This is a genomic window from Micromonospora sp. ANENR4 (genome assembly GCF_015354395.1).
GTDB lineage: Bacteria > Actinomycetota > Actinomycetes > Mycobacteriales > Micromonosporaceae > Micromonospora > Micromonospora aurantiaca.
On the sequence record NZ_JADKYQ010000020.1, the window covers coordinates 1 to 22,591 of the forward strand.

General features: G+C 72.6%; 26 protein-coding genes. 10 read left to right on the top strand and 16 right to left on the bottom strand.

Annotation, left to right across the window (positions count from 1 at the left end; translation table 11 throughout):
• Positions 1–513: 513 nt before the first annotated feature.
• Positions 514–1,167, bottom strand: coding sequence for a DedA family protein (locus IRY44_RS27715; protein WP_194803130.1), 654 nt, complete (start codon positions 1,165–1,167; stop codon positions 514–516).
• Between the two features lie 23 nt (positions 1,168–1,190).
• Positions 1,191–1,547 carry a VOC family protein gene (locus IRY44_RS27720; protein WP_194803131.1) on the bottom strand — a complete coding sequence of 119 codons (357 nt, stop codon included), beginning with the start codon at positions 1,545–1,547 and terminating at the stop codon, positions 1,191–1,193.
• A 156-nt stretch (positions 1,548–1,703) separates the two neighbouring features.
• On the opposite strand from IRY44_RS27720, the gene IRY44_RS27725 reads away from it, so the two are divergent.
• A complete protein-coding gene (locus IRY44_RS27725) occupies positions 1,704–4,559 on the top strand; it encodes an aconitate hydratase (protein WP_194803132.1) in 2,856 nt (951 codons plus the stop codon).
• 65 nt (positions 4,560–4,624) lie between these two features.
• Here the strand turns inward: IRY44_RS27725 and IRY44_RS27730 are convergent, their stop codons facing one another.
• A complete protein-coding gene (locus tag IRY44_RS27730) occupies positions 4,625–4,939 on the bottom strand; it encodes a hypothetical protein (protein ID WP_013475922.1) in 315 nt (104 codons plus the stop codon).
• Positions 4,940–5,027: 88 nt separating this feature from the next.
• On the opposite strand from IRY44_RS27730, the gene IRY44_RS27735 reads away from it, so the two are divergent.
• Together IRY44_RS27735 and IRY44_RS27740 are read left to right on the top strand one after the other, a co-directional pair.
• The gene (locus tag IRY44_RS27735; RefSeq protein WP_194803133.1) at positions 5,028–5,795 is read left to right on the top strand and encodes a DUF5753 domain-containing protein; all 768 of its coding nucleotides are present in this window, start codon (positions 5,028–5,030) and stop codon (positions 5,793–5,795) included.
• Entirely contained in the window at positions 5,786–5,971 is a 186-nt protein-coding gene (locus IRY44_RS27740) for a DUF397 domain-containing protein (protein WP_194803134.1), read from the top strand. Before IRY44_RS27735 ends, IRY44_RS27740 begins: the two co-directional genes overlap by 10 nt.
• Before the next feature lie 6 nt (positions 5,972–5,977).
• On the opposite strand, the gene IRY44_RS27745 is transcribed toward IRY44_RS27740, so the two are convergent.
• Complete coding sequence (locus IRY44_RS27745; RefSeq protein WP_194803135.1) at positions 5,978–6,493, bottom strand: GNAT family N-acetyltransferase; 516 nt, start codon at positions 6,491–6,493, stop codon at positions 5,978–5,980.
• A 274-nt stretch (positions 6,494–6,767) separates the two neighbouring features.
• Here IRY44_RS27745 and IRY44_RS27750 point away from each other — a divergent pair, with 274 nt between their 5' ends.
• Positions 6,768–7,733: a serine protease gene (locus IRY44_RS27750; RefSeq protein ID WP_194803136.1), complete on the top strand. Its 966-nt coding sequence runs from the start codon at positions 6,768–6,770 to the stop codon at positions 7,731–7,733.
• Positions 7,734–7,823: 90 nt separating this feature from the next.
• Positions 7,824–8,030, top strand: a complete 207-nt coding sequence (locus IRY44_RS27755; protein ID WP_194803137.1) for a hypothetical protein — start codon at positions 7,824–7,826, stop codon at positions 8,028–8,030.
• Positions 8,031–8,174: 144 nt separating this feature from the next.
• Here the strand turns inward: IRY44_RS27755 and IRY44_RS27760 are convergent, their stop codons facing one another.
• The gene (locus IRY44_RS27760) at positions 8,175–8,405 is read right to left on the bottom strand and encodes a hypothetical protein (RefSeq protein ID WP_194803138.1); all 231 of its coding nucleotides are present in this window, start codon (positions 8,403–8,405) and stop codon (positions 8,175–8,177) included.
• A gap of 95 nt (positions 8,406–8,500) precedes the next feature.
• On the opposite strand from IRY44_RS27760, the gene IRY44_RS27765 reads away from it, so the two are divergent.
• Positions 8,501–9,202, top strand: a complete 702-nt coding sequence (locus tag IRY44_RS27765) for a TetR/AcrR family transcriptional regulator (protein ID WP_194803139.1) — start codon at positions 8,501–8,503, stop codon at positions 9,200–9,202.
• Positions 9,203–9,215: 13 nt separating this feature from the next.
• Here the strand turns inward: IRY44_RS27765 and IRY44_RS27770 are convergent, their stop codons facing one another.
• Positions 9,216–9,620, bottom strand: coding sequence for an SRPBCC family protein (locus IRY44_RS27770; protein ID WP_194803140.1), 405 nt, complete (start codon positions 9,618–9,620; stop codon positions 9,216–9,218).
• Between the two features lie 84 nt (positions 9,621–9,704).
• On the opposite strand from IRY44_RS27770, the gene IRY44_RS27775 reads away from it, so the two are divergent.
• Positions 9,705–10,175 carry a YfbM family protein gene (locus tag IRY44_RS27775; protein ID WP_228532958.1) on the top strand — a complete coding sequence of 157 codons (471 nt, stop codon included), beginning with the start codon at positions 9,705–9,707 and terminating at the stop codon, positions 10,173–10,175.
• A 51-nt stretch (positions 10,176–10,226) separates the two neighbouring features.
• Positions 10,227–11,003, top strand: a complete 777-nt coding sequence (locus IRY44_RS27780) for a hypothetical protein (protein WP_194803142.1) — start codon at positions 10,227–10,229, stop codon at positions 11,001–11,003.
• A gap of 10 nt (positions 11,004–11,013) precedes the next feature.
• Here the strand turns inward: IRY44_RS27780 and IRY44_RS27785 are convergent, their stop codons facing one another.
• Positions 11,014–11,745 carry an SDR family oxidoreductase gene (locus IRY44_RS27785; protein WP_194803143.1) on the bottom strand — a complete coding sequence of 244 codons (732 nt, stop codon included), beginning with the start codon at positions 11,743–11,745 and terminating at the stop codon, positions 11,014–11,016.
• Positions 11,746–11,840: 95 nt separating this feature from the next.
• Between IRY44_RS27785 and IRY44_RS27790 the strand changes: the two genes are divergently transcribed.
• Positions 11,841–12,689 (top strand): LysR family transcriptional regulator, encoded by an 849-nt coding sequence (locus IRY44_RS27790; RefSeq protein WP_194803144.1) that lies wholly within the window; start codon positions 11,841–11,843, stop codon positions 12,687–12,689.
• Between the two features lie 8 nt (positions 12,690–12,697).
• On the opposite strand, the gene IRY44_RS27795 is transcribed toward IRY44_RS27790, so the two are convergent.
• The 8 genes from IRY44_RS27795 to IRY44_RS27830 all read right to left on the bottom strand — a co-directional run bounded on the left by IRY44_RS27795 (position 12,698) and on the right by IRY44_RS27830 (position 21,009).
• A complete protein-coding gene (locus IRY44_RS27795; RefSeq protein ID WP_194803145.1) occupies positions 12,698–13,180 on the bottom strand; it encodes a GNAT family N-acetyltransferase in 483 nt (160 codons plus the stop codon).
• A gap of 29 nt (positions 13,181–13,209) precedes the next feature.
• Entirely contained in the window at positions 13,210–13,818 is a 609-nt protein-coding gene (locus IRY44_RS27800) for an ATP/GTP-binding protein (RefSeq protein ID WP_013287415.1), read from the bottom strand.
• Complete coding sequence (locus IRY44_RS27805) at positions 13,799–14,188, bottom strand: DUF742 domain-containing protein (RefSeq protein WP_013287416.1); 390 nt, start codon at positions 14,186–14,188, stop codon at positions 13,799–13,801. Before IRY44_RS27805 ends, IRY44_RS27800 begins: the two co-directional genes overlap by 20 nt.
• Positions 14,185–14,610 carry a roadblock/LC7 domain-containing protein gene (locus tag IRY44_RS27810; RefSeq protein ID WP_030503283.1) on the bottom strand — a complete coding sequence of 142 codons (426 nt, stop codon included), beginning with the start codon at positions 14,608–14,610 and terminating at the stop codon, positions 14,185–14,187. Before IRY44_RS27810 ends, IRY44_RS27805 begins: the two co-directional genes overlap by 4 nt.
• Before the next feature lie 66 nt (positions 14,611–14,676).
• Positions 14,677–17,163 carry a nitrate- and nitrite sensing domain-containing protein gene (locus tag IRY44_RS27815; RefSeq protein WP_194803146.1) on the bottom strand — a complete coding sequence of 829 codons (2,487 nt, stop codon included), beginning with the start codon at positions 17,161–17,163 and terminating at the stop codon, positions 14,677–14,679.
• An 80-nt stretch (positions 17,164–17,243) separates the two neighbouring features.
• A complete protein-coding gene (locus IRY44_RS27820) occupies positions 17,244–18,803 on the bottom strand; it encodes a prenyltransferase/squalene oxidase repeat-containing protein (RefSeq protein ID WP_194803147.1) in 1,560 nt (519 codons plus the stop codon).
• Positions 18,800–19,675, bottom strand: a complete 876-nt coding sequence (locus IRY44_RS27825) for a terpene synthase family protein (protein ID WP_194803148.1) — start codon at positions 19,673–19,675, stop codon at positions 18,800–18,802. Before IRY44_RS27825 ends, IRY44_RS27820 begins: the two co-directional genes overlap by 4 nt.
• Positions 19,672–21,009: a cytochrome P450 gene (locus tag IRY44_RS27830; protein WP_194803197.1), complete on the bottom strand. Its 1,338-nt coding sequence runs from the start codon at positions 21,007–21,009 to the stop codon at positions 19,672–19,674. The genes IRY44_RS27825 and IRY44_RS27830 overlap by 4 nt, the downstream gene beginning before the upstream one ends.
• 311 nt (positions 21,010–21,320) lie before the next feature.
• On the opposite strand from IRY44_RS27830, the gene IRY44_RS27835 reads away from it, so the two are divergent.
• Positions 21,321–21,569 (top strand): DUF2630 family protein, encoded by a 249-nt coding sequence (locus tag IRY44_RS27835; RefSeq protein WP_013287422.1) that lies wholly within the window; start codon positions 21,321–21,323, stop codon positions 21,567–21,569.
• Between the two features lie 46 nt (positions 21,570–21,615).
• Here the strand turns inward: IRY44_RS27835 and IRY44_RS27840 are convergent, their stop codons facing one another.
• Positions 21,616–22,545 (bottom strand): serine protein kinase RIO, encoded by a 930-nt coding sequence (locus IRY44_RS27840; RefSeq protein ID WP_194803149.1) that lies wholly within the window; start codon positions 22,543–22,545, stop codon positions 21,616–21,618.
• Positions 22,546–22,591: the final 46 nt, after the last annotated feature.

A 22,591-nucleotide genomic window follows, 5' to 3' on the forward strand; every position in this document is an offset into this window, starting at 1 on the left:
GGGCACCAACCACCGCCAACTTCATGATCGACGGGGCAGGGCAAGCGCGGGGCATCGCGCGCATCCCGTTCACCCCAATCACCAGGCCCAGCGGTCCCCTGCGCCCTGCCCCAGTCACCCGGCCCATCGGTCCACCGCGCCCTGCCCCTGCCCCGCCGCCGGTCGCCCGCCCATCGCCCGTCCGGCCCGAACCGCCCCGCCTGCCCGGCCGGCTCCGGGCGGCCACGCCCCGCCCTGCCGACCCGGCCCTCCCCCGTCCGCCCCGCCCCACTCACCCGCCCTCACTCCGCGTCGGTGGATCAAGGAGTTTGTGTCACTGCGGGAGCCCTCACAGGACACAAACTCCTTGATCACCGGACGAGGGCGGGACCGGACGAGGGCGGGACGACGCGAGGGCGGGACGACGCGAGGGCGGGACGGCGCGAGGAGAGCGCGCTGTTGCCCTGGCCGGTGATGTCCTGGGAGCGCTGGACTGGTCGTCCGCCTTCGGGCGGGGCGGGTGGGCGTCCGGCGTCAGCGGTCGGTGGCGGGGACCGGGGTGGGCTGATCGGGGGCTTCGGCCTGGGGCAGGCGCTTGGCGCGACGGCGCAGCCACGCGGTGCTCGCCACGCCGGCCAGCACGGCCAGCACCAGCCCGGCCCAGGAGATGTCCTTGAGCCAGTGCTCGGCGGCCTGCCCCACGTAGAACAACAGGTAGGTGGTGCCGAACGCCCACACCAGCCCGCCTGCGGCGTTCGCGACCAGGAACCGGCGGTACGGCACGCGCAGCGCCCCGGCGAGCGGGCCGGCGAGGATGCGCAGCAGCGCGACGAACCGCCCGAAGAAGACGGCCCAGACGCCGTGCCGGGCGAAGCTCAGCTCGGCGCGGGCCAGGTGTGCCGGGCCGAGGTGTTTCGGGAAGCGCCGGCCGAGGCGTTCCAGCAGTGGACGGCCGCCGCGCCGGCCCACGGCGTACCCGATGGAGTCACCGAGGATGGCGCCGGTGGCCGCGGCGGCGGCCACCCACTCGGGCCCGACGACGCCGGTGGCGGCGAGCAGGGCGGCACTGACCAGCACGATCTCGCCGGGCAGCGGGATGCCCATGCTCTCCACGCCGATCACCACGCCCACGAGCAGGCAGATGAGGCCCGGTGGGAGGGCGGCGAGCCAGTGCTGTACGTCGACCACCAGCCGACCCTACCCGCGCCCGGTCAACCCGCGGGGGCCAGGAACTCCAGCCGGTTGCCGTGCGGGTCGTACGTGTGGAACCGCCGCATGCCGGGAATCTCGTCGTCGCCCCAGGTCACCGTGTACCCGGCGGCGTCCAGGCGGGCGGCCAGCTCGTCCAGGTCGGTGCGCAGCAGCGCGGGGTGTGCCTTGCGGGCGGGGCGGAAGTCGTCCTCGACGCCCAGGTGCAGTTCGGCGTCGTACCCGGTGAACCAGCAACCACCGCGGGCGGCGAGGGCCGGCGGTTTGGGCTTCTCGGTGAGGCCGAGCAGGCCGGTGTAGAAGGAGCGGGACGCGTCCTCGGAGCCGCGCGGGCAGGCGAGCAGGACGTGATGGATCATGGTGGCACCTCCTCGTCCCGCAGCGTGGCACGAGGTTGCGTGAATAGCAAGACGGACGTACGGTTTTGTAGAGACCGACGCAGGTAAGTGTCGCCTAACCACGGCGGCGTACCGGTCGGTGCGACAAACTGCTCAGGACTACTCACGGTCGCTGGTGTGAAGGAGTACGACGTGGCGAGCCTCGACACCTTCGGTGCGAAGACCCAGCTACGCGTCGGAGACGCGAGCTACGAGATTTTCAGGATCGACAAGGTGGAGGGCCACGAGCGGCTGCCCTACAGCTTGAAGATCCTGCTGGAGAACCTGCTGCGGACCGAGGACGGCGCGAACATCACCGCCGACCACATCCAGCAGCTCGGCGCGTGGGACGCCACCGCCGACCCGAGCGTGGAGATCCAGTTCACCCCGGCCCGGGTGCTGATGCAGGACTTCACCGGCGTGCCCTGCGTGGTCGACCTGGCCACCATGCGCGAGGCGGTCCGTGACCTGGGCGGCGACGCCACCAAGGTCAACCCCCTCGCCCCGGCCGAGCTGGTCATCGACCACTCGGTCATCGCCGACCTGTTCGGCCGCGAGGACGCCTTCGAGCGCAACGTCGAGCTGGAGTACGAGCGCAACAAGGAGCGCTACCAGTTCCTGCGCTGGGGCCAGACCGCGTTCAACGAGTTCAAGGTCGTCCCGCCGGGCACCGGCATCGTGCACCAGGTCAACATCGAATACCTGGCTCGTACGATCATGGAGCGCAACGGTCAGGCGTACCCGGACACGGTCGTCGGCACCGACTCGCACACCACGATGGTCAACGGCCTGGGCGTGCTGGGCTGGGGCGTCGGCGGCATCGAGGCCGAGGCCGCGATGCTCGGCCAGCCGGTCAGCATGCTGATCCCCCGCGTGGTCGGCTTCAAGCTCTCCGGTGAGATGCCGGCCGGCACCACCGCCACCGACCTGGTGCTGACCATCACCGAGATGCTGCGCAAGCACGGTGTGGTCGGCAAGTTCGTCGAGTTCTACGGCCCCGGCGTGAGCGCGGTGCCGCTGGCGAACCGCGCCACCATCGGCAACATGTCGCCGGAGTACGGCTCGACCGTGGCGATCTTCCCGATCGACGCCGAGACCGTGCGCTACCTGGAGCTGACCGGCCGCGACGCGTCTCAGGTGGCGCTGGTCGAGGCGTACGCCAAGGAGCAGGGCCTCTGGCACGACCCGGAGCGCGAGCCGGAGTACTCCGAGCGCCTGGAGCTTGACCTCGGCACCATCGAGCCGTCGCTGGCCGGCCCGAAGCGGCCGCAGGACCGGGTGCCGCTGGGCAGCGCCAAGACGCTGTTCCGTGCCGCGCTCAGCGACTACGTGGCCGCCGACGAGACCGGGGGCGACCCGGGCCGCAAGCCGGGCGTGCCGCAGCAGGAGAAGCCGTTCGGCGCCGACGGCCCGGCCGACGAGGCGTCGGCCGAGTCCTTCCCGGCCAGCGACTCCCCCGCCAACGGCGTGAACGACCCGGCGGACGCGCCGCGCGACCTGGAGACCGCCGCGGTGGGCGCGGGCGGCCGGGCGAGCAATCCGGTACGCGTGACCGGCGCCGACGGCGTCGAGTACGAGCTGGACCACGGCGCCGTGGTGATCGCCGCGATCACCTCCTGCACCAACACCTCGAACCCGCAGGTGATGATCGGTGCCGCGCTGCTGGCCCGCAACGCGGTGGAGAAGGGCCTGGCCCGCAAGCCGTGGGTGAAGACCACCCTGGCGCCGGGCTCGAAGGTCGTCATGGACTACTACGACCGCGCCGGGCTCACGCCGTACCTGGAGAAGCTCGGCTTCAACCTGGTCGGCTACGGCTGCACCACCTGCATCGGCAACTCCGGCCCGCTGCCGGAGGAGGTCTCGGCCGCCGTCAACGAGGGCGACCTCGCCGTCGTGTCGGTGCTCTCCGGCAACCGCAACTTCGAGGGCCGGATCAACCCGGACGTCAAGATGAACTACCTGGCGTCCCCGCCGCTGGTGGTCGCGTACGCGCTCGCCGGCACCATGGACATCGACCTGGCGAACGAGCCGATCGGCGAGGACGCCCAGGGCAACCCGGTGTTCCTGCGGGAGATCTGGCCGAACAGCGCCGAGATCCAGGACGTCATCGCCTCCGCGATCGGCGCGACCGGCTTCAGCGCCGCGTACGCCGACGTGTTCGCCGGTGACGAGCGCTGGCAGTCGCTGCCGACCCCGACCGGTGACACGTTCTCCTGGGACGGCGAGTCGACCTACGTGCGCAAGCCCCCGTACTTCGAGGGCATGCAGCAGGAGCCGGCCCCGGTGCAGGACATCGCCGACGCGCGCGTGCTGGCAAAGCTGGGCGACTCGGTGACCACCGACCACATCTCCCCGGCCGGCTCGATCAAGGCGGACTCCCCCGCCGGCAAGTACCTGGCCGAGCACGGCGTGGCCCGCCACGAGTTCAACTCGTACGGCTCCCGCCGAGGCAACCACGAGGTGATGATCCGGGGCACGTTCGCCAACATCCGGCTGCGCAACCAGCTCGTCCCGGGTGTCGAGGGCGGCTTCACTGTGAACCACCTGACCGGCGAGCAGACCTCGATCTACGACGCCTCGATGGCCTACCAGGAGGCGGGCGTCCCGCTGGTCATCCTGGCCGGCAAGGAGTACGGCTCCGGCTCGTCGCGGGACTGGGCGGCGAAGGGCACCATGCTGCTGGGCGTGAAGGCGGTCATCGCCGAGTCGTACGAGCGGATCCACCGCTCGAACCTGATCGGCATGGGCGTGCTGCCGCTGCAGTTCCCGGGTGGCGAGACCGCCGAGTCGCTGGGCCTGACCGGCACGGAGACGTTCTCGATCAGCGGCGTCACCGCGCTCAACGACGGCGACACCCCGCGCACGGTGAAGGTCACCACCGACACCGGCGTGGAGTTCGACGCCGTGGTCCGCATCGACACCCCGGGTGAGGCGGACTACTACCGGCACGGCGGCATCCTGCAGTACGTGCTGCGCCGCATGATCGCGAGCTGATTCGCGTACGGCTGACACAGGGCCGCTTCCCGCTCCGGCGGGAAGCGGCCCTCGCCGTACCGTGGTCATCGCAGCCGGAGCGCGACGGCGCGTGCCTCCGCGTCGGTGAGCGGCAGGAACCACAGGAAACGCCGCACGATCGCGATCGGGTCCGGGCCGTCGGGCCGGCCGCGCAGGTCGCGGATGGCCTGCCGGGTGAGCCGGGAGAACTCGGGGATCATCGTGGCGCGGCGGGCCGCGTCGGTGGGCGCGGCCCGCAGGGTCGGGCACGGCCAGGGCTCGCCGCAGCGGTCGCAGCGCCAGGCCGGACCGCACGCGCGGTGGCCGGTCAGCGGCAGCACCACCCGGGGGTACGCCGATGTGGGTGTCGGTTCGGTCATGCCTCCACCGTGCCGAGGGTGCCCGAACAATCACACAGCGTTGTGTAATCTCCTTCGGACGGTTCTTTTGCTCCGGGGAGGAACGGGCATGAACCATGCCTTCGTCACCGCGCTGGCCGGCGCCGGCCACACCGCCGAGAGCCTGGCGGAGCGGCTCGGCCTGCACCCGAAGACGGTGGCCCGGTGGGCGAACCCCGGGCACATCCCGCAGAGCCGGCACCGCGCGACTGTGGCGAACCTGCTGGGCCAGCCGATCGAGGCGCTCTGGCCGGACGCGGTCCGCCGCCGTGAGCCGGTCTGGTTCCGCCCGTGGGTGGACATCGAACGCGAGGCGGTCGCGCTGCGAGCCTTCCAACTGGCGTGGGTGCCGGGCCTGCTGCAGACCGAGGCGTACGCCCGGGCCACGTTCATCGGCCAGCCGCTGACCGCCGACGAGGTCACCGACCTGGTCACCGCCCGGCTGGACCGGCAGGGCATCCTCACCCGGCCGCGCAGGCCGCTGTACGTCGTGGTGCTCGACGAGCAGGTGCTGCGCCGCGCCGCCGCCGGCGACCGCGCGCTGATGGCCGCGCAGGTGACCCACCTGCTCACCTGCGCCGAGCTGCCGAACGTACAGCTCCACGTGGTGCCGGTGGACACACCGACCTATCCCGGGCTGGACGGGCCGTTCGTCATCGCGGAGCTGCGCGACGGCAACCGGGTGGCGCATGTGGACAGTCAGGCCCGCGCGCAGATCATCGAGCAGCCCTCGGAGATTGCTACCCTGGAGCGTCGGTGGGAACGCATCCGGGGCGAGGCGCTGCCCCGCGCGCGGACCCTGGAACTGCTGAGGGAAGTGGCGACGGCATGGACCTGAGCGGCGCCCGGTGGCGCAAGAGCACCCGCAGCGGTGGCAACGGCGGCGACTGCGTCGAGGTCGCCGGCAACCTGCCCGGCGTGGTCGGCGTCCGCGACTCGAAGGACCCGGCCGGTCCGGTGCTCACCTTCACCCCGGCCGCGTGGACCCGGTTCCTGGCGTCGACCCGCCGCTGAGCCCGGTCAGGCCAGGCGCGCGGCGTACACGTGCACCGGATCCCCCGATTCGGACGTGGTCGCACGCTCGAAGCTCAGCCCGATCCGCTCCGCGACCCGCTGCGAGGGCGTGTTGTCCGGGTGGATGATCGCGACGAGACGGTCGACGCCCAGCCGGTCGCGCGCGTGGTCGCGGCACACGGCCGCCGCCTCCGTGGCGAATCCGCGACCCTGCATCCCGATCCGCAGGTGGTAACCGACTTCGACCTCCGTCACCCCGTCCACCGGCTGCGGAGTGAGACCGCAATCGCCGACGAACTCGCCTGTCGGCCGTGACCTGAGCACCCATAATCCGAAGCCGTGGTCGCGGTAGAGGCCCTCGTTCCAACGGATCCAGTCCAGTGCCTCCGCCCGGATCTTCGGTCGCGGGTAGTAGCGCATCACGACCGGGTCGCCGAGCATGGCGGCCATGTCATCGAGGTCGCCGACGGTCATCTCGGCGAAGGTCAGTCGTTCGGTGGCGGGCGGCGGATCAGCAGTCATCGTGGCCCCGGTCCCTTCGTCACGGCTTCGAGGCTACCGAGGCCGAGCGCCGCTCACGAACCGGCGGAATCGATCAGCCCGCGGGAGCTGGCAGCCCACTCATTGCTGAATTGGAATTCGATAATGTTCCCCGATCGCACATCCGACACTGCAAACAATCGACGTCCATGATTCGTTGACACGATCCGAAGCACGTCGATACGTTGCCGACATCGCGATGAACAACGGGGGCGCTCCAGTTTCGATCCGGGAATCGAACACTGGGAAGGATTTCATGAAGACGACGATCAGACTTCTGGCCCTGCCGGCCCTGATCCTGCCGGCGATCCTCGCCGGCGCTCCGGCGCTGGCCGGCACCGGCACCACCGCGGGCACGGCCGCTCCGGCCGCTGTCACGTCGATCGAGCGCAAGGCGGGGTCGTCCGCGCAGGCCAGGGCCTACTGGACGGCCGAGCGCATGGCGGCGGCCACTCCGGCCGACGAGGTGGAGAAGTCCGCCGGCCCGGTCACCCAGAGCCCTGCGGCGGAGCGGGTGCGGCGCTTCGCGGAGGCGGTGGCGCCGAAGGACGGCAGCGGCTTCGGCGCCCAGCTGAACGAGTCGATCACGGTGGGGAAGATCTTCTACACCAGCTCGACCGACGGCCTGGGCCACTACTGCTCGGCGAGCGTGGTGAACAGCCCGGCGCGCAACATGGTCTTCACGGCCGCGCACTGCGTGCACGACGGGCCGGGCCGGGACTGGCACACCGCAAACTGGATGTTCGTGCCGTCGTACCGCAACGGTGCGCAGCCGTACGGCACCTGGGACTGGTCCACGCTCGCGGTGCCGAGCGGCTGGATCAGCACCCGCGAGCGGCAGTACGACGTGGCTGTCGCGCTCGTCTACGGCAGCCGGTCGATCGTGGACGCGGTCGGCGCCAACGGGCTGCTCACCGGCGGTGGGCGCGCGTACCACTACGACATCTTCGGCTACCCGAGCAACAAGGACAGCGGCGAGATCCAGTGGGTCTGCTCGGGCACGTCGCGGGACGCGGGCAGCAACCGGATCGAGATGAACTGCGGCTTCGGGGGCGGTTCGAGCGGCGGCCCGTGGTACTACAGCTACGACAACACCACCAGGCGCGGTGACGTGCACGGGGTGATGAGTTACTCGAGCGGCTCGAACACGAACGGCTCGCCGTACTTCTCCGCCGCGGTGGTGGGGACGCTCTACAACACGTACGCGAACGACACCTGGTGAACGACGGTCCGCCTGGTGTGCCGCCCGGCGCACCAGGCGGACCGGCACCAGGCGAACCGGCACCGGCCCCCACGGCCCGGAGGAGGCGACATGTCACACCGTGTGCTGATCGGCGCGGCCGCCGTCGCGGCGCTCGCCGTGGCCGCGGCCGTCGTGGTCGTCGCGGCGCGCGACGGCGGCTCGGCGCGGCCGGCGCCGCCCGGCCCGGTGGTTGCGACGCACAATCCGAGCCCCGGCGCCACCGACCCGTCCGAATACTGGACGAGGGAACGAATGCGTGACGCGATCGGCGACTGAATCGCCGAATTGCGTCCGCCGGATCTGCGTTCGCCCGAATCGAATTCCGGCGCACCGGTACGCCGAATTCCTTCCGACTCACGGTCACCCGCCGAGCCCGAGGCGCAATTCCCATTCGCGGAGGGCGTAACTGGCGGCGAGTCCTCACGGAACGGTGTCGGAGTAGACCTCGACGTCGTAGAGCAGTTGCACGTTGCGGCGGCCGTTGGTGATGCCGACGAAGACCGGATCACCGGCCGGGGTGCGGCCCTGGCGCCACACCTGTTCCCGGGCCGCTTCCCGCGACTCGTGATGGACGCCGCCGTCACGATGCAGGTGCAGGACGCGGCGGGCCGTGGCCGGGTCGCTGTCGAGGTGGACTCGCAGCAGAGGCATGGCGTCCCTCCTTGCCCACTGTCGAGGCCGCACTTTCGTCTGTTCAATGAGCTTACCGACGTTAAGCTGCCTGTCCAGTGAACTAGAGTGGCTCCATGACGGCGACAGAGCCCGGTGCGCCGACGACGCCGGTGTGGCTGCGGGCAGGTCCGCCGCGGGCGCGGCGCAAGCCGCCGCTGACCCTCGAACGCATCGTGGAACTCGCGGTGACGGTGCTGGACGAGCACGGCGTCGAGGGCCTGACGATGCGACTGCTCGCCCAGCGGCTCGACGTGACGGCCACCGCCCTGTACTGGCACGTGAAGACGAAGAACGACGTCCTGGACCTGGCCGTCGACCGCGTCTTCGGTGACGTGCCGGTTCCGAAGGCCGGCGACGACTGGACGGAGGACATCCGCGTCCTGGTCCGGGCCTGGCGCGGCGTCATGCTGCGCCATCCCTGGGCACCGAAGCTCATCGGACGTCCGATGCTCGGGCCCAACGTCCTGGCCCGTACCGAGTTCCTGCAATCGGCGCTCGTGCGGGGCGGCTGTCACGGACTTCGGCTCGCGGTGGCCACGCGACTGCTCGCCAACTACGTCATCGGCGCCTCGCTCACGGAAGCCACGTGGCACCGGAGCGCGGACCCGGGCGCGAGAGCCGCAGCCCGCGACCACATCGCCGCGAACGCCGACGCCTATCCGACCCTCGACGCCTCCGGCCATCTCGACGACACCCGATGGGACGACGACCTGCTGTTCGAGGAGGGCCTCGACGCCGTCATCCGGGCGGCGGCACGGACACGGACGCCGGACTGACCACACGCGCCTCTCAGCCGGCGGCGCTCTCCAGCACGGCCTTGAGCCGAGCCAGGTCCGCCTCCACGAGCGCGGTGTCCCGCTCGAAGTCCGCGTCGCTCATGCCGGGCATCCGCCGCAGGCTGAACACCACCTCGGTGGCGTCGCCGTCGGCGATCGCGCGCAGCGGCACGTACACCGTCTCGCCGGACGGCGTCAGCACCTCGTGGTCGAGCACGCCGTACTCGTTCGCGGACGCGAACGTCAGCCGCGCCCGCCCTTCGGGCGTGTCCACATACCAGTGACCGTCGACCGAAACGACCGGGCCGCCGAGACCCGGCGCCCAGCGGGGCAGGTTCGCCGGGTCGGCGGCGAAGGCGTAGACGTCCGCTACCGGCCGGGCGATGTGGACGCTGAGATGCCGGGTGTCGGTGGCCATGCGCCGATGATGGCACGGCTGTCGGACGCTCGCGTTACGCTGCCGCCGATTCCCACCGGCCCTCCCGAGAGGCAACTCATGGGCATGATCTTCAACGCACGCCGGCTGTCCGCCGAGGAGCTGGCGGCGGTGCTCGCCGACCCGGAGAAGGTCGGCACGCTGTTCCCGGGCGGGCCGGACGAACTCGATCTCGACAAGGCGTGGCACGGGCTGCACTACCTGCTGACCGGCACCACGTACGAGATCCGGGGCGACGCCGGGCCGGCCATCCTGGGTGGTGACCCGATCGGTCCGGACCTCGGCATGGGCCCGGCCCGCCTGCTGATGCCCGACGACGTCCGCATCGTGGCCGCCGGGCTCGACGCGGTGGACGACGCGACGCTGCGGGCCAGCTTCGACCCCGGCGCCATGTCGGAGGCCGAGATCTATCCACACATCTGGGACGACGGCGACGACGAGTTCGACGGCTATCTGCTGCCGAACTTCACCGCGCTGCGCGACTTCTACCGCGACGCGGCGGCGAGCGGAGACGCCGTGCTGCTCGCCGTCACCTGACCCGCCGGAAACGGGTACGCGCCGACGGGAAGCCGCCGGTAGCGTGCCGGCGTGGGACTCGACGCGTTCGTGTACTGCCGGTGCTGGCAGGACGGCCTCGCCACGCCCTGCCCGGTCGAACCGGTCGGCATCGACGAGGAGGGCTACCTCGCGCTGTTGCTGCCGTGGAAGCGCCACGAGGCCGCGCACCGCACGTTCGACGCCTGGCAGTCGGAGGCGTGCCCGCACAAGGCCATGGAGCAGGCGAGCGAGCACGTGTCCAACTGGGCCGGCGTGCGGCTGTTCCAGCAGGCGCTACGCGCCGCAGGCCCGGAGCGCTTCCCGACGCTCGCCACCGCGCTCCCGAACCTCAACGGCGGCTCGGTGCCGGCCGACCGGGCGGCGGTCGCGCTCGCCGAGCTGGACGCGTTCGCGCGCACCGACCGGATCACCGACGAGGTGGAGCTGGTCGACGAGGCGACCGGCCGGGTGCTGATGCAGTACGTCGAGAGCTACCACGGGGTGTTCATGCTGGGCCCGGATTTCCGGGCCGGGGTCGATCCGGACGGCTTCTTCGTTGTCGACACCGCCGACCCGCCCGCCACGCTGTTCCGGGCCGTGCGGTTCGGTCAGCGGCCGCTGCCCGGCGACCGGGTGGAGTTCACCGCCGGCGGGACGCGGACGGTGGTGGCGATGCGGCCGGTGGGCGAGCACGGTGAGCCGCCGCCCGAACGGCTCGGGGTGCGGACCAGGAGCCGGTCGGGCGGCGACTTCGCCTACATCGTGGAGCCGCTGCGCCGGCTGTGCGCGGCGTCGGTGGCGACCGGCAACCCGGTCATGTGGTGCTGACGAACGGCGCTCACCACGGGATCACGCCCGCGTCCTCGAAGTAGCCGCCGGTCGGCCCGTCGTCCGGCAGCGTCGCCAGCCGGATTCCGATCGCCGCGCCCTGCTGCGGGGTCCGCACGCCCCGGAAGCCGTTCAGGTCGGTCGCGGTGAAACCCGGGCAGCCGGCGTTGATCAGGAGGCCCGTGCCGGCGAGCGCCCGCGCGTACTGGATGGTCACCGCGTTGAGCATGCTCTTCGACGGCGAGTACGCCACCGACAGCGGGCCGGTCTGGTGTTCGCCCTCCGAGGCGCTCTGCCGGGTCAGCGAGCCGACGCCGCTGGACATGTTGACGATCCGCGGCGTGGCCGAGCGGCGCAGCAGCGGCAGCATCGCCTCGGTCACCCGGACCACCCCGATCACGTTCACCTCGACCGCCGTCCGGATGGTCGCGAGGTCCACGTCACCCGGGTGCTGGGGCACACCACCTGTCACGCCCGCGTTGTTGACGAGCACGTCCAGGCCGCCGGCCTCCGTCTCCAGCAGCCGGGCGGCGGCGGTCACGCTCGCGTCGTCTGTGACGTCCAGCGGTACGCCGAACGCGTCCACGCCGCCCGCGCGCAGCTTCGCCACCGCCTCGGCGAGCCGCTGCTCGTTCCGGGCGCCGACGCCCACCCGCCAGCCCAGCGCGCCCAGGCCGGCCGCGATCTCGTACCCGATTCCCTTGTTCGCGCCGGTCACCAGCGCGATCGTCCGTTCGCTCATGGTCTCGATCCTGTCCGCGCGGCGGACGGGCCTCCAACACCACCTCGGTAGCGAGCGATACCCGACGGGTATCGATCCGGCGGTACGGTGGCGGGATGGAGACGCGGGAGCTTCGCTACTTCGTCGCGGTCGCCGAGGAACTGCACTTCGGCCGCGCCGCGCGCCGCCTCGGCATCGCCCAGCCGCCGCTGTCGCGGGCGATCCGCCAGCTCGAACGGCGCCTCGGCGTGACGCTGCTGGAACGGGACAGCCGCCGCGTCGTGCTCACCCCCGCCGGTGCGGTGCTGCTCCGGGAGGGCCGGGCCGCGCTGGACGCCGTGGACGCCGCCGACCGCCGTACCCGCCGCGCCGGTGAGGCCGTGAACGGCGGCCCCGGACTCGTGCTGGCGACGAAGGCGGGTGCATCGAGCGAGCTGCTGCCGAAACTGCTCGACGCGTACGCGGCCGAGCCGGACGCGGTCCCCGTCGAGGTGCTGCTGTGCGGCATCGGCGAACAGGAACGGCTGCTGCGCGACGGTCGGGCCGACGTGGCGCTGCTGCACCTGCCGTTCGACTCGACCACGGGGCTGGACACCGAGGAACTGGTCACCGAGCAGCAGGTGGCGGTCCTGCCGGCCGGACATCCGCTGGCCCGGCGGCCGCACCTGCTGATGGCCGAGGTGGAGACGTTGCCCGGCCTGCCGATGCCGCGCTGGCCCCGGGCCGACGGGTCGTACCCGGACGGTCCGGGCCCCGAGGTCCGGGACCACGCCCAGTTGTTCCAGCTCATCGCGCTCGGCCGCACCGCCGTGGTGCTGCCGGAGTCGGTCCGGTCGCTGCTGCTCGCCGACCTGACCGCCGTGCCGGTGCCGGACGCCCCGGCGGTGACCACTGTGATCGCGTGGCCGCCGCACAGCCGGTCCCGGCCCCTCGCCGCCCTGATCCGGACCGCCACCCGCCTCTGACCCGCCTCCTAGGCGGGCAGATCCTTGCGCATCTGCTGGGTCACCACCCGGTAGCCGGACGTCTCGTACAGCTTTCGCGCCGTCTCGTTGGCGCCGAAGACGTTCAGCTCCAGCGCCTGGGCGCCGTGCTCCCGGGCCGCCCGCTCCCCGGCCGCGAGCAGCGCCCGCCCGAGCCCCCGGCCCCGGTGCCCGGCGTCCACCTCGATGTCGTAGAGGAACGCGCAGTCGGCGAGACCGCGCGGGTGGGTGAGACCGATCCACAGGCGCCCCACCGGCGAGCCGTCGGCCAGCACGCCGAGCAGGAAGAGCATGCCGGGCGTGTCCATGCCCTGCGGCAGGAAGGCGGCGCTCTCCCGCCGGGCCCGGTCGAGCGCCTCCTCCGGAGTCCAGTTGCCGGCGGCCACGTGCTCCTGCGCGTAGCCGGCCGCCAGGTCGTCCTGCCAGCGCTCGAACTCCTCCGCCGACATCGCCCGTACGCTCACCTCGGTCATCGCCACTCCCCCGTCGATGTTGTGACCGCTCAGTCCTCGGCGGCGCGGCGGCGCGCCTCCCGCAGCTTCATGGCGTGCTCCAGCAGCGTGATCAGCACCTCCTTGGCCGACTCCCGCTTGCGTGCGTCGCACAGCACCACCGGTACGCCCGGGTCCAGGTCGAGCGCGGCCTGCACCTCGTCCAGGCGGAACGTCTTGGCGCCCTCGAAGCAGTTCACCGCCACCACGAACGGCGTACCGCGCCCCTCGAAGTAGTCGATCGACGGGAAGCAGTCGGCCAGCCGGCGGGTGTCGGCGAGCACCACCGCGCCGAGCGCGCCGAGCGCCAGCTCGTCCCAGACGAACCAGAACCGGTCCTGCCCGGGTGTGCCGAACAGGTAGAGCACCAGGTCGTCGCTGATGGTGATGCGGCCGAAGTCCATCGCCACCGTGGTGGTCGACTTCTCCTCGATGCCGGACAGGTCGTCGATGCCGATCCCGGTCTCGGTCAGCACCTCCTCGGTGCGCAGCGGCCGGGTCTCGCTGACCGCGCCGACCATCGTGGTCTTGCCGACGCCGAACCCGCCCGCGATCAGGATCTTGATCGCGGTGGGCAGCGGAGCGGCGCCCGCCGGCCGCTCAGAGCGCCCGTAGTCCATTGATTACCGCCTCGAAAACGTGCTCGTCGGGAAGGCCGGCGGTGGTCGCGCGCGGCTCGCGTACCTGTACCAGGCTGCGGGCGGCCAGGTCTCCGAGGAGGACCCGGACCGTGCCCACCGGCAGGTCGAGATGGGCGGCGATCTCGGCCACGGAGAGGATCCGCTGGCAGAGGCCGACGATCGCCACGTGCTCCGGGCCCAGCCCGGACTCCGACCCGACATCGGTGCGGGTCGAGGTGACCAGCGAGATCAGGTCGAACGTGCCGGTGACCGGGCGGGCCCGGCCTCCGGTCACCGCGTACGGGCGCACCACCGGGCCGGCGTGGTCGTCCACCCACTCCTGCTCCGCGGAGTCCCCCCGGCCGGTCATCGTGCCGCGTTCTCGCCGAGGGGCTGTTCCCGGGTCGGTGACGCGACGAACCGGCCGACCCGGGTGACGAGCATGGCCATCTCGTACGCGATCAGGCCGACGTCCGCGTCCTCCGAGGCCAGCACCGCCAGGCATGCGTTGCGCCCGGCCGCTGTGACGAACAGGAAGGAGGACTGCATCTCGATGATGGTCTGCTGTACCTGTCCGCCACCGAACCGCTTGCCCGCGCCGCGGGCCAGGCTCTGGATGCCCGCCGCCATCGCCGCCAGGTGCTCGCCGTCGTCCCGGCTCAATCCGCGGGACGAGGCCATCAACAGTCCGTCGGTGGAGAGCGCCACGGCGTGCTCCGCCTGCTTGACCCGGCCGACCAGGTCATCCAGCAGCCACGTCAGATCCGCGCTCGAAGCCGTCTTCTGCGCCACTCGTCGTCCTCATCTTCCCGGCTTGTGTGCCGTCAGCTTCCGGTTTCCGTCGCGTCGACGTCCCGGTCAGGTAACCTGCTCGTCCGCGTCGGCCGGCCCACCGCCGGCCCCCTGCGCTCCGCCGAGCAGGCGTGCGGCATCGGTACGGCCGCGTCGGGTGCCGCTCTGGTAGGAGCTCATCATCCGGCGCACCTGCTCCGGTGCACGCGCCGTGTCGTCGTCGGCGGCGTCGTCGTCCGCCGCGTTCTGGTCGTGCCGCAGCTCCGGCACGAGGCTGGCCTGGCGTACCCGGACCGGCAGTCCCGCGTCGGTGACCGGCGCCGTCTCCGCCTCGGTCTCCGGCTCCGTCGCCGGCGACGCCTCCGCCGCGTCGGTCGTGGCGGCGGGCCGCCGCTCCACCACCGCCAGCTCCGTGGTCGGCCCCGCCACCGCGGGCTGCCGCTTGCGGGTACGCGCCGGCAGCCCGGACGGGGTCAGCCGGGGCGCCCGCGTCACCGGCTCCGGCACCTGCGGGGCGGGCTCGGACGGCTGGTCCGATTCGGCGGCGCCGTCCGGACCGGGCGGGGTCGCCGGTCCGTCGCCGTCGCCGGCCGGCGTGCGCCGCACCGGGTCCGGCGCAGGTGCCGTGGGAAGGGCCGTCCCGGGTGCGGGCAGGGCGTCGGCCCCGTCGGCCCCGTCGGCGGTGATCAGTTCACGCGGGATCAGCACCACAGCGGTGGTCCCGCCGTACGCGGACTCCTTGAGCTGCACCTTGACGCCGTGCCGCTCGGTGAGCCGGCTGACCACGAACAGGCCGAGCCGGGCGGCGTCGGCGAGGTTCAGCTCGGACCGGTCCACGATGCGCGCGTTGGCGGCGGCCAGCTCGTCGGCGCTCATGCCGAGGCCACGGTCCTCGATCTCGATGGCGAAGCCGTTCGCCACCAGTTGACCGCGTACCTCCACCGTGGTCTGCGGCGGGGAGAAGGAGAGTCCGTTCTCGATCAGCTCGGCCAGCAGGTGGATGACGTCACCGACGGCACGGCCGGTGAGCGCCACCTCGCCGAGCGGGCGCACGGTGACCCGGGTGTAGTCCTCGACCTCGGCGACCGCGCCGCGCACCACGTCGACCATGGGGACGTTGCGCCGCCAGGCCCGGCCCGGCGTCGAGCCGGAGAGCACGATCAGGTTCTCCGCGTTGCGCCGCATCCGGGTGGCCAGGTGGTCGACCCGGAACAGGTCCTCCAGCTCCTCGGCGTCGTGCTCGCGCCGTTCCATCGCGTCCAGCAGCGTGAGCTGCCGGTGCACGAGCGCCTGGGTGCGCCGGGCCAGGCTCAGGAACACGTCGCGGACGCTGCGGCGCAGCTCGGCCTGCTCGACGGCGGTGCGGACGGCGGTCTCCTGCACGACGTTGAACGCCTTGCCCACCTGACCGATCTCGTCGTCGCCGAACTGCAGTGGTGGCGCCTCGCGGGCGACGTCCACCTCCTCGCCGCGGCCGAGCCGGTCCACCACGCTCGGCAGGCGTTCGTGGGCCAGCTTGAAGGCGGCCTCGCGGAGCCGTTCGAGCTGGCGGACGAGCGCCCGGGCCGTGGTGATCGAGACGACCACGGAGGCGATGACGGCGATCAGGCCGAGACCGGCGGCGAGCACCAGCCGTACGATGACGCCCACCGCGACCGGCGTGGCCCGGGACACGATGTCCTCACCGCCGGCGAGGATGACCTCGCGCAGGTCGGCCATCGCCTTCTCGGCGGCGGCCTGCCACGCCGCGGCGGTCACCGGGGGGCGCACCTCGGCACCCTTGGCCGCGAGCACCTGGTCCTGGAGCGTGCGGAGCTGCTGGAACGCCTCGCCCTCGACCATCCGCTCGAAGCGGGCACGGTCGCCGGGGGCGAGTTCGCGGGCGGTGCGGTCGGCGAGGAACCACTGCGCGCCGACCAGGCGGGCGAACGCGGTCTGCTCGCCGACGGTGATCCGGTTGGCCGCGATCGCGCCGGTGAGCAGCGCGTCCTGTTGGGACAGCAGCTCGCGGGACCGGTTGAGGTCGATCAGCGCGGCGGTGTCCTTGGCGATCTCGTCGTCGTCGAGGCCGCCGAGGGCGTCGAAGACCGCGAAGATCCCGTCTACCGCCTCGTCGTACGCGATGAGCGTGGTGGTCCGGTCGATGGTCTTGCGGCTGACGTCGGCGCGGATCTGGCCGAGCTGGTCCAGTTCGGTCTTCAGCTCGTCGAGCCGCTGCATCAGCTCCTCGCTGGCCGGGATCTCGGTGCGCCAGTCCCGCACCGAGCGCCACAGCGCGCCGGCGGTCTCGTCGGTACGCGCGCGCTGGGCCTCCAGCTCCTGCAGCCGGCTCGGGTCGGACTCACCGAGGTAGCGCAGCGACAGCCGGCGTTCGGCCTGCAACTCCTGCAGCAGCGGGTCGCTCGGCTCGAAGACGCGCGCGTTGAGCGTCTGCACGCCGAGCAGGTTGAATCCGTCCCGTACGGTCACCCACGCGGCGAACGCCCAGAGCGCGGTCAGCGACGCCAGCAGCGCGATGATCTTCGTACGGAGATTCGTACTGCGGGAACCCATCACACCGTCCTGGCCCGGTCTTCGGTCGGTTCGGAATCCGATCGACTCCGGCGCACGCTAGCAGCCGTCGTGAACCTCATTCAAGCGATCCTGATCATGGTAGGTGCGGCCCCGGTCCAGGCCGCCCCGGCACGGCCGGAGGCCGCCAGCACCGCGGCGCGCACGATCCGCGTCGGGCGGTAGAGGTCCTTGTCGTGCCATAGTGCCGGTTCACCCTCGGATCCGTCCAGCTCGGACAGTCGACGACGCCCCCGCACCAGCGCCGACGTGATCCGGGGGTCACCGGGCCGGCCCGCGTCGGCCAGGGCGAGCACCCCGTACGCGGTCTCCTCGGCGGTGCCGTCCCACCGTCCCCAGGAGCCGTCCGGGCGTTGCGTGTCCAGCAGCCAGGCCACCCCGCGCTCGACGGCGGTACGCGCCGCGCCGTCCGGCGCGTGGTCGGCCAGTGCCAGCAGCACCGCATACGTGGCGTAGTACGGCGAGGCGTGCCAGCGGTCCTCCCACCGCCCGTCCGGCTCCTGCCGCTCCAGCAGCCACTCGGTGACCCGGCGCCGGGCGCCGGTGACGCCGGGTGCGCTCGGATGCTCGCCGAGCGCGTCGAGCACGTGCGCGTTCGTGGTCAGCGAGGCGCCGTCCTCCCCCGGCCACGTGCAGAAGTGCGCTCCGGTGTCGAACCCGGCCAGCGGCGCGACACCGGGTGCGCGGCCCAGCCGGGCCAGCGCATAGAGCGTGACCGCCGTGGTGTCGGCGTCGGCGGGCAGGCCGGGCGCGGTGGCCGCGCCGGACGGTCCGACCGCGGCGCGCAGCTCGGTCAGCACCGGCTCGGGCGCGCCGACCGGCACTCCGGCCCGGACCAGGATGCCGAGCACCCAGGCCCGCTCGAACACGGTGATCGGGCTCGCGCAGGGCACCGGGCCGGGCCGGGCGACCGTGTTCAGGTAGTCGAGCGCGGGCCCGGGCTCCGGGCCGCCAAGCCAGGCGGCGGTGGCGGCCGGTGAGGCGCCGACCGCGCCGCTGACCGAGGGGCGCACCCCGGGCGCCCGGTACGCCAGCTCGCCCGCCACCTCCAGCGCGTGCGCCAGCTTCTCCGGCACCGGGCGTCCGGTGGCGAGCAGTCCGCGTACCCGGTTCAGGCGGGCCGGGTCGAGACCGGCCGGCAGCGGCAGGCGGGGCCGGCCGGCCCACTCGGCCAGCCCGGGTGGCGGCCCGGCCGGGCCGCCGAGGTGCCGGTCCACGGCGGTCAGCAGCGCCGGCACGATCAGGTCGGTGGCCGGCAGGTCCGGCGGGGTGCCGTCGCGCAGCGCGCCGGTCAGGTACGTCAGGCCCCGGCGCGCGGCGTCGGCGGGCGCGACGGACGGCCCGTCGCGGTGCAGCACGGCGAGCAGGGCCTCGACCGCGCTCAGCGTCGGCACCAGCGCGTACCCGCCGGGACCGCCCCAGCCGCCGTCCGGGCGCTGCCGGTCCAGCAGCCAGGCCACGCGCCGGTCGTGGCCGTCGAGCCAGGGTGCGAGCGCGACCAGCCGTCCGGTCTCGTAGACCGACGCCGACGTCTGTCCCTCCGGTTCGCCGCCGAGCGCGGTGATCAGGTCGTGCGTGGTCCCGGACCGGGTGGCGGGCACCGATCCGGCGGTGAGCGTCACCGCACGCCCCAGAAGTCGGTGTTCCGGTAGAAGCCGGCGGTGAAGCCGAGCTGCCGGGACAGGAAGCCGGCCTCCCGCGGCACCTCGCCGGCCAGCTTCGCCAGCAGGACGCTGCAGTGGTCGACCTGCTCGGCGAAGAGCCGCTCGACCTCGGCCGGATCGTCCACCAGCAGCAGCGCGTTGAGGTCGCCGGACTCGGCGTCGCGGCGGTGGGTGCCGAGGTCGTTGACCAGGCGCAGGGCCCGCTGCACCTCGTCGCCGACCTCGATCAGCCGCGCCAGCGTGGCGGCGTCGGACACCGATCCGGTGTGGATCCAGTGGGCCACGTTCACCACAGTGGCGGCGAGGTTGTCGGCGTTGGCGAGGTACTCGGCGAGCGTGGGACGGCCGGTGTGCCGCCAGTCCCACTCGCGGGCCATCGCGTCGAGCGTGCGGGCCATCGTGTCGCGCCAGAGGCCGCGCAGCGCCGGATATGCGGGTGCGGCGGCGACGTCGTCGCGCAGCTCGGCGAGGAACCGGCCCAGCGGGTCGGCGGACTCGCCGCCGTCGAGCACGTCCAGGCAGACGGCGGTGATCCGGTCGACCTCGGCCCGGCTGGTGGCCTGGTGGTCGACCAGCCAGTCGACGGCGAAGCCCCAGAGCACCGCGCGGTTGGTCACCGCCAGCTCGGCGGCGGTGTGCCAGGGGGCGCTGAACGCCATCGCCTGCGCGATGCTGCTGAACAGCGTCGCGTCGAACGGGTCGCCGGGGAACAGCTCGGGGTGCGCGGCGGCGGCCCTGCGCAGGCCGCGCTGGCCCTGCGCGGCGAGCGCGCAGACCCGGCCCTGCTCCGCGGCGACCGTAAGCGGATCGGGTGTCGGCCCGTCGGTCACGCCGGCTCCGTCCGCCCGGCGGCGACGAGCGTCAGCTCGACGCGTTCGCGCGGCCGCAGCGCCGCGGCCAGCCGCAGTCCGGGTACGCCGGGGCGGTGCAGCCGGAAGCGGTAGCGGCTGAGCATGGTGGCGAGGATGAGCTGGGCCTCCAGGTAGAACAGGTACATGCCGAGGCACTGGTGCGGCCCGCCGCCGAACGGGAAGTGGGCGTACCGGTGGCGGGTGCGGACGCGCTCGGGGCGGAACCGTTCCGGGTCGAACTCGTCCGGGCGGTCCCAGAACTGCCGCATCCGCTGGGTGATCAGCGGGCTGACCGCCATCGTGGCGCCGGGCTCGATCGGCACGCCGTCGATGACGTCCCCGGCGACCGCACGGCGCGGGATGATCCACCCGATCGGGTAGAGCCGCAGCAGCTCGTCCAGCACCATCCGGGTGTAGGTGAGCCGGCTCAGGTGCTCACGGCGTACCGGCTCGCCGCCGACCACCTCGTCGATCTCGGCGTAGAGCCGCCCGGCCACCTCGGGGTGCTGGTCCAGGTGCGGCCAGGCCCAGGTCAGCACGTTGATGGTGGTCTCCGTGGTGGCGGCGAACATCGCCACTGTGTCGTTGCGGACCTGCCGCTCGTCGAGCTGCCGCCCGTCGTCGGTGCGGGCCTGCCAGAGCGTCGAGATGACGTCGTCGCCCTGGTCGGCGGACTCCCGCGTCTCGCGGACGATCGGCACCAGCACGTCGTCGACGATGCGGACGGCGCGGGCGAACGTGCGGTCGCCGGGCATCGGCAGGGACAGCGGCGCGAACGGCACGATGATCCGGGGGATGACGGCGGTGGCGATGCGGTCCTGCGCCTCGATGACGCGCATCGCGTCCGGCACCGAGATCCGGTCGGCGAACAGCACCTTCATGATCGCCCGGCTGACGATGCGCGCCTGCTCCACGCCGATGTCGACCGGCTGGCCGGCGCGGGCCGGCTCGTCCAGCTCCTCCACCGCGTCACGGATCGCGTCGGCCATCCCGTCGACCAGCGCCTCGACCCGCTTGGCGGTGAACATCGGCTGGAGCATCCGGCGGCTGGCCGACCAGATCTGCCCCTCGCCGAGGATCCCCTCGCCGAACAGCCGCTTGACCGGGCGCCAGAACAGCCCGTCACCTGCTCGTTCGTAGTTGTCCGCCCGGTCACGCAGGACGTGCTGCACGTGCTTGGGGTGGGTGACCAGGTAGGGGCGGAACGAGCCGAGGTTGAGCCGGACCAGTTCACCTTCGGTACGGTTACCGATGTCGATGAGTGCGCGGGCGGGGTCGCGGAGCACCGCCGGCAGGATCTGCCGCAGCGGCACGGTTCGGGGTCGGCCGGTGGGCCTCGGTGTGTCCGTCGGTTCGGGCACCTGAACGCTCCCTCGGTTGACTCAGGGTCGCGACTCCGTATCGACCCGTGACGTTGCTCGCGAGCATGCCATCCTGAGCCGCAGATCAAAAGGCAGGTCGGAGGATATTTCACGTAACAACAATCTCTTTGTCGAGAATGGAGCCCGTGGGATATGCGTCACTCGCGTACACAGTGGCCGTTGCGGAGAGCGAGCAACGCTCACCTCTGACGGACGGCGGCGGAACGCGGGCGCGGACCCGTCCGCTGTGCCAAGCTTCGGGCATGGACGACAAGACCATCCTGAGCCGGATCTCGGAACTCGTCGACGAGGAGCACCGGCTGCGTGCCGACGCGCAGCAGCACGAGGCCGGCACCGACGACGAGGCGCGGGAGCGGCTGCGCGCGCTGGAGGAGTCCCTGGACCAGTGCTGGGACCTGCTGCGCCGCCGCCGCGCGGCCCGCCAGGCACACGGCGACCCGGACGCCCAGGGCGAACGCCCGGTGCCCGAGGTCGAGCGCTACCTGCAGTGACCCGGACCGGCGTCCCGGGCGGTCTCCCGCCCGGGACGCCGGCCGGTCAGCGGACGCCCGCCTCCCGCAGCAGCGCCTCGGTCAGCGCCATCGGGTCGGTCACCGTCGCGGGCATCCCGCGGGCGGTGAACCAGGCGGCCACCACCCGCACATCGCGGGCCAGGAAGTCGGCCCCCTGCGGGTTCGCCACCACGTCGACCACCTGGGGCAGGTCGATCATCACCAGCCGGCCCGCGTGCACCAGCAGGTTGTACGGGGACAGGTCGCCGTGTGCGTACCCGGCCCGGGCGAGCACCGTCAACGCCTCCACGAGCTGGTCCCACAGGTCGCGCAGCTCGTCGTCGTCGGGCCGGACCTGGGCCAGCCGCGGCGCGGCCTCCCCCGCCTCGGCGTCGCCGACGAACTCCAGCATCAGCTCGGTGCCGAGCAGCTGCACCGGGTAGGGCACGGCGATCCGCCCGGAGGCGGCCCCGATCTCCCAGAGCTGGGACAACGCGGCGAACTCGGCCGCCGCCCACTGCCCGGCGATCATCTGCCGGCCGAACGCGGTGCGGCCGGTCATCGCCCGCATCTCACGGGACCGGCGTACCCGGCGGCCCTCCAGGTAACCGGCGTCGCGGTGGAACAGCCGGTGCTGGGCGTCGCGGTAGCGCTTGACCGCGAGCAGGCAGGCGCGGTCGGTACCCGGCACGGCACGGCGGACCAGGTGGACGTCCGCCTCCTTGCCGGTCTTGAGTACCCCGAGCTCGGTGTCCCGGGCGGCCAGTTCGGTGACCAGCCACTCCGGGTGCGGCTCGGGGCCGTGGACGGCCTGGTCCCAGGAGGACCAGGCGTCCTCCGCCTCGGGCTCGGCGTCCGGGTCGGTGAGGGTCGGCGGGGTACGCCGCCCCCGCTTCAGGAAGTCGGGTTCGTCGTCGTCGAAGCGGCTCTTGCCGCGGCCTCGGCGCTGCGGCGCCGGGATGTCGTGATCGCGCACGGGTGGATCTGTCCTTCGATCGAGGCTGGTGGAGGCAGGTGGTAAG

Excerpts from the sequence above, each read along its gene's own strand:
- IRY44_RS27720 (WP_194803131.1), bottom strand. The coding sequence starts at position 1,547 with ATGATCCATCACGTCCTGCTCGCCTGCCCGCGCGGCTCCGAGGACGCG.
- IRY44_RS27730 (WP_013475922.1), bottom strand. The coding sequence starts at position 4,939 with ATGACCGAACCGACACCCACATCGGCGTACCCCCGGGTGGTGCTGCCG.
- IRY44_RS27735 (WP_194803133.1), top strand. The coding sequence starts at position 5,028 with ATGAACCATGCCTTCGTCACCGCGCTGGCCGGCGCCGGCCACACCGCC.
- IRY44_RS27740 (WP_194803134.1), top strand. The coding sequence starts at position 5,786 with ATGGACCTGAGCGGCGCCCGGTGGCGCAAGAGCACCCGCAGCGGTGGC.
- IRY44_RS27745 (WP_194803135.1), bottom strand. The coding sequence starts at position 6,493 with ATGACTGCTGATCCGCCGCCCGCCACCGAACGACTGACCTTCGCCGAG.
- IRY44_RS27750 (WP_194803136.1), top strand. The coding sequence starts at position 6,768 with ATGAAGACGACGATCAGACTTCTGGCCCTGCCGGCCCTGATCCTGCCG.
- IRY44_RS27755 (WP_194803137.1), top strand. The coding sequence starts at position 7,824 with ATGTCACACCGTGTGCTGATCGGCGCGGCCGCCGTCGCGGCGCTCGCC.
- IRY44_RS27760 (WP_194803138.1), bottom strand. The coding sequence starts at position 8,405 with ATGCCTCTGCTGCGAGTCCACCTCGACAGCGACCCGGCCACGGCCCGC.
- IRY44_RS27765 (WP_194803139.1), top strand. The coding sequence starts at position 8,501 with ATGACGGCGACAGAGCCCGGTGCGCCGACGACGCCGGTGTGGCTGCGG.
- IRY44_RS27770 (WP_194803140.1), bottom strand. The coding sequence starts at position 9,620 with ATGGCCACCGACACCCGGCATCTCAGCGTCCACATCGCCCGGCCGGTA.
- IRY44_RS27775 (WP_228532958.1), top strand. The coding sequence starts at position 9,705 with ATGATCTTCAACGCACGCCGGCTGTCCGCCGAGGAGCTGGCGGCGGTG.
- IRY44_RS27785 (WP_194803143.1), bottom strand. The coding sequence starts at position 11,745 with ATGAGCGAACGGACGATCGCGCTGGTGACCGGCGCGAACAAGGGAATC.
- IRY44_RS27790 (WP_194803144.1), top strand. The coding sequence starts at position 11,841 with ATGGAGACGCGGGAGCTTCGCTACTTCGTCGCGGTCGCCGAGGAACTG.
- IRY44_RS27795 (WP_194803145.1), bottom strand. The coding sequence starts at position 13,180 with ATGACCGAGGTGAGCGTACGGGCGATGTCGGCGGAGGAGTTCGAGCGC.
- IRY44_RS27800 (WP_013287415.1), bottom strand. The coding sequence starts at position 13,818 with ATGGACTACGGGCGCTCTGAGCGGCCGGCGGGCGCCGCTCCGCTGCCC.
- IRY44_RS27805 (WP_013287416.1), bottom strand. The coding sequence starts at position 14,188 with ATGACCGGCCGGGGGGACTCCGCGGAGCAGGAGTGGGTGGACGACCAC.
- IRY44_RS27815 (WP_194803146.1), bottom strand. The coding sequence starts at position 17,163 with ATGGGTTCCCGCAGTACGAATCTCCGTACGAAGATCATCGCGCTGCTG.
- IRY44_RS27835 (WP_013287422.1), top strand. The coding sequence starts at position 21,321 with ATGGACGACAAGACCATCCTGAGCCGGATCTCGGAACTCGTCGACGAG.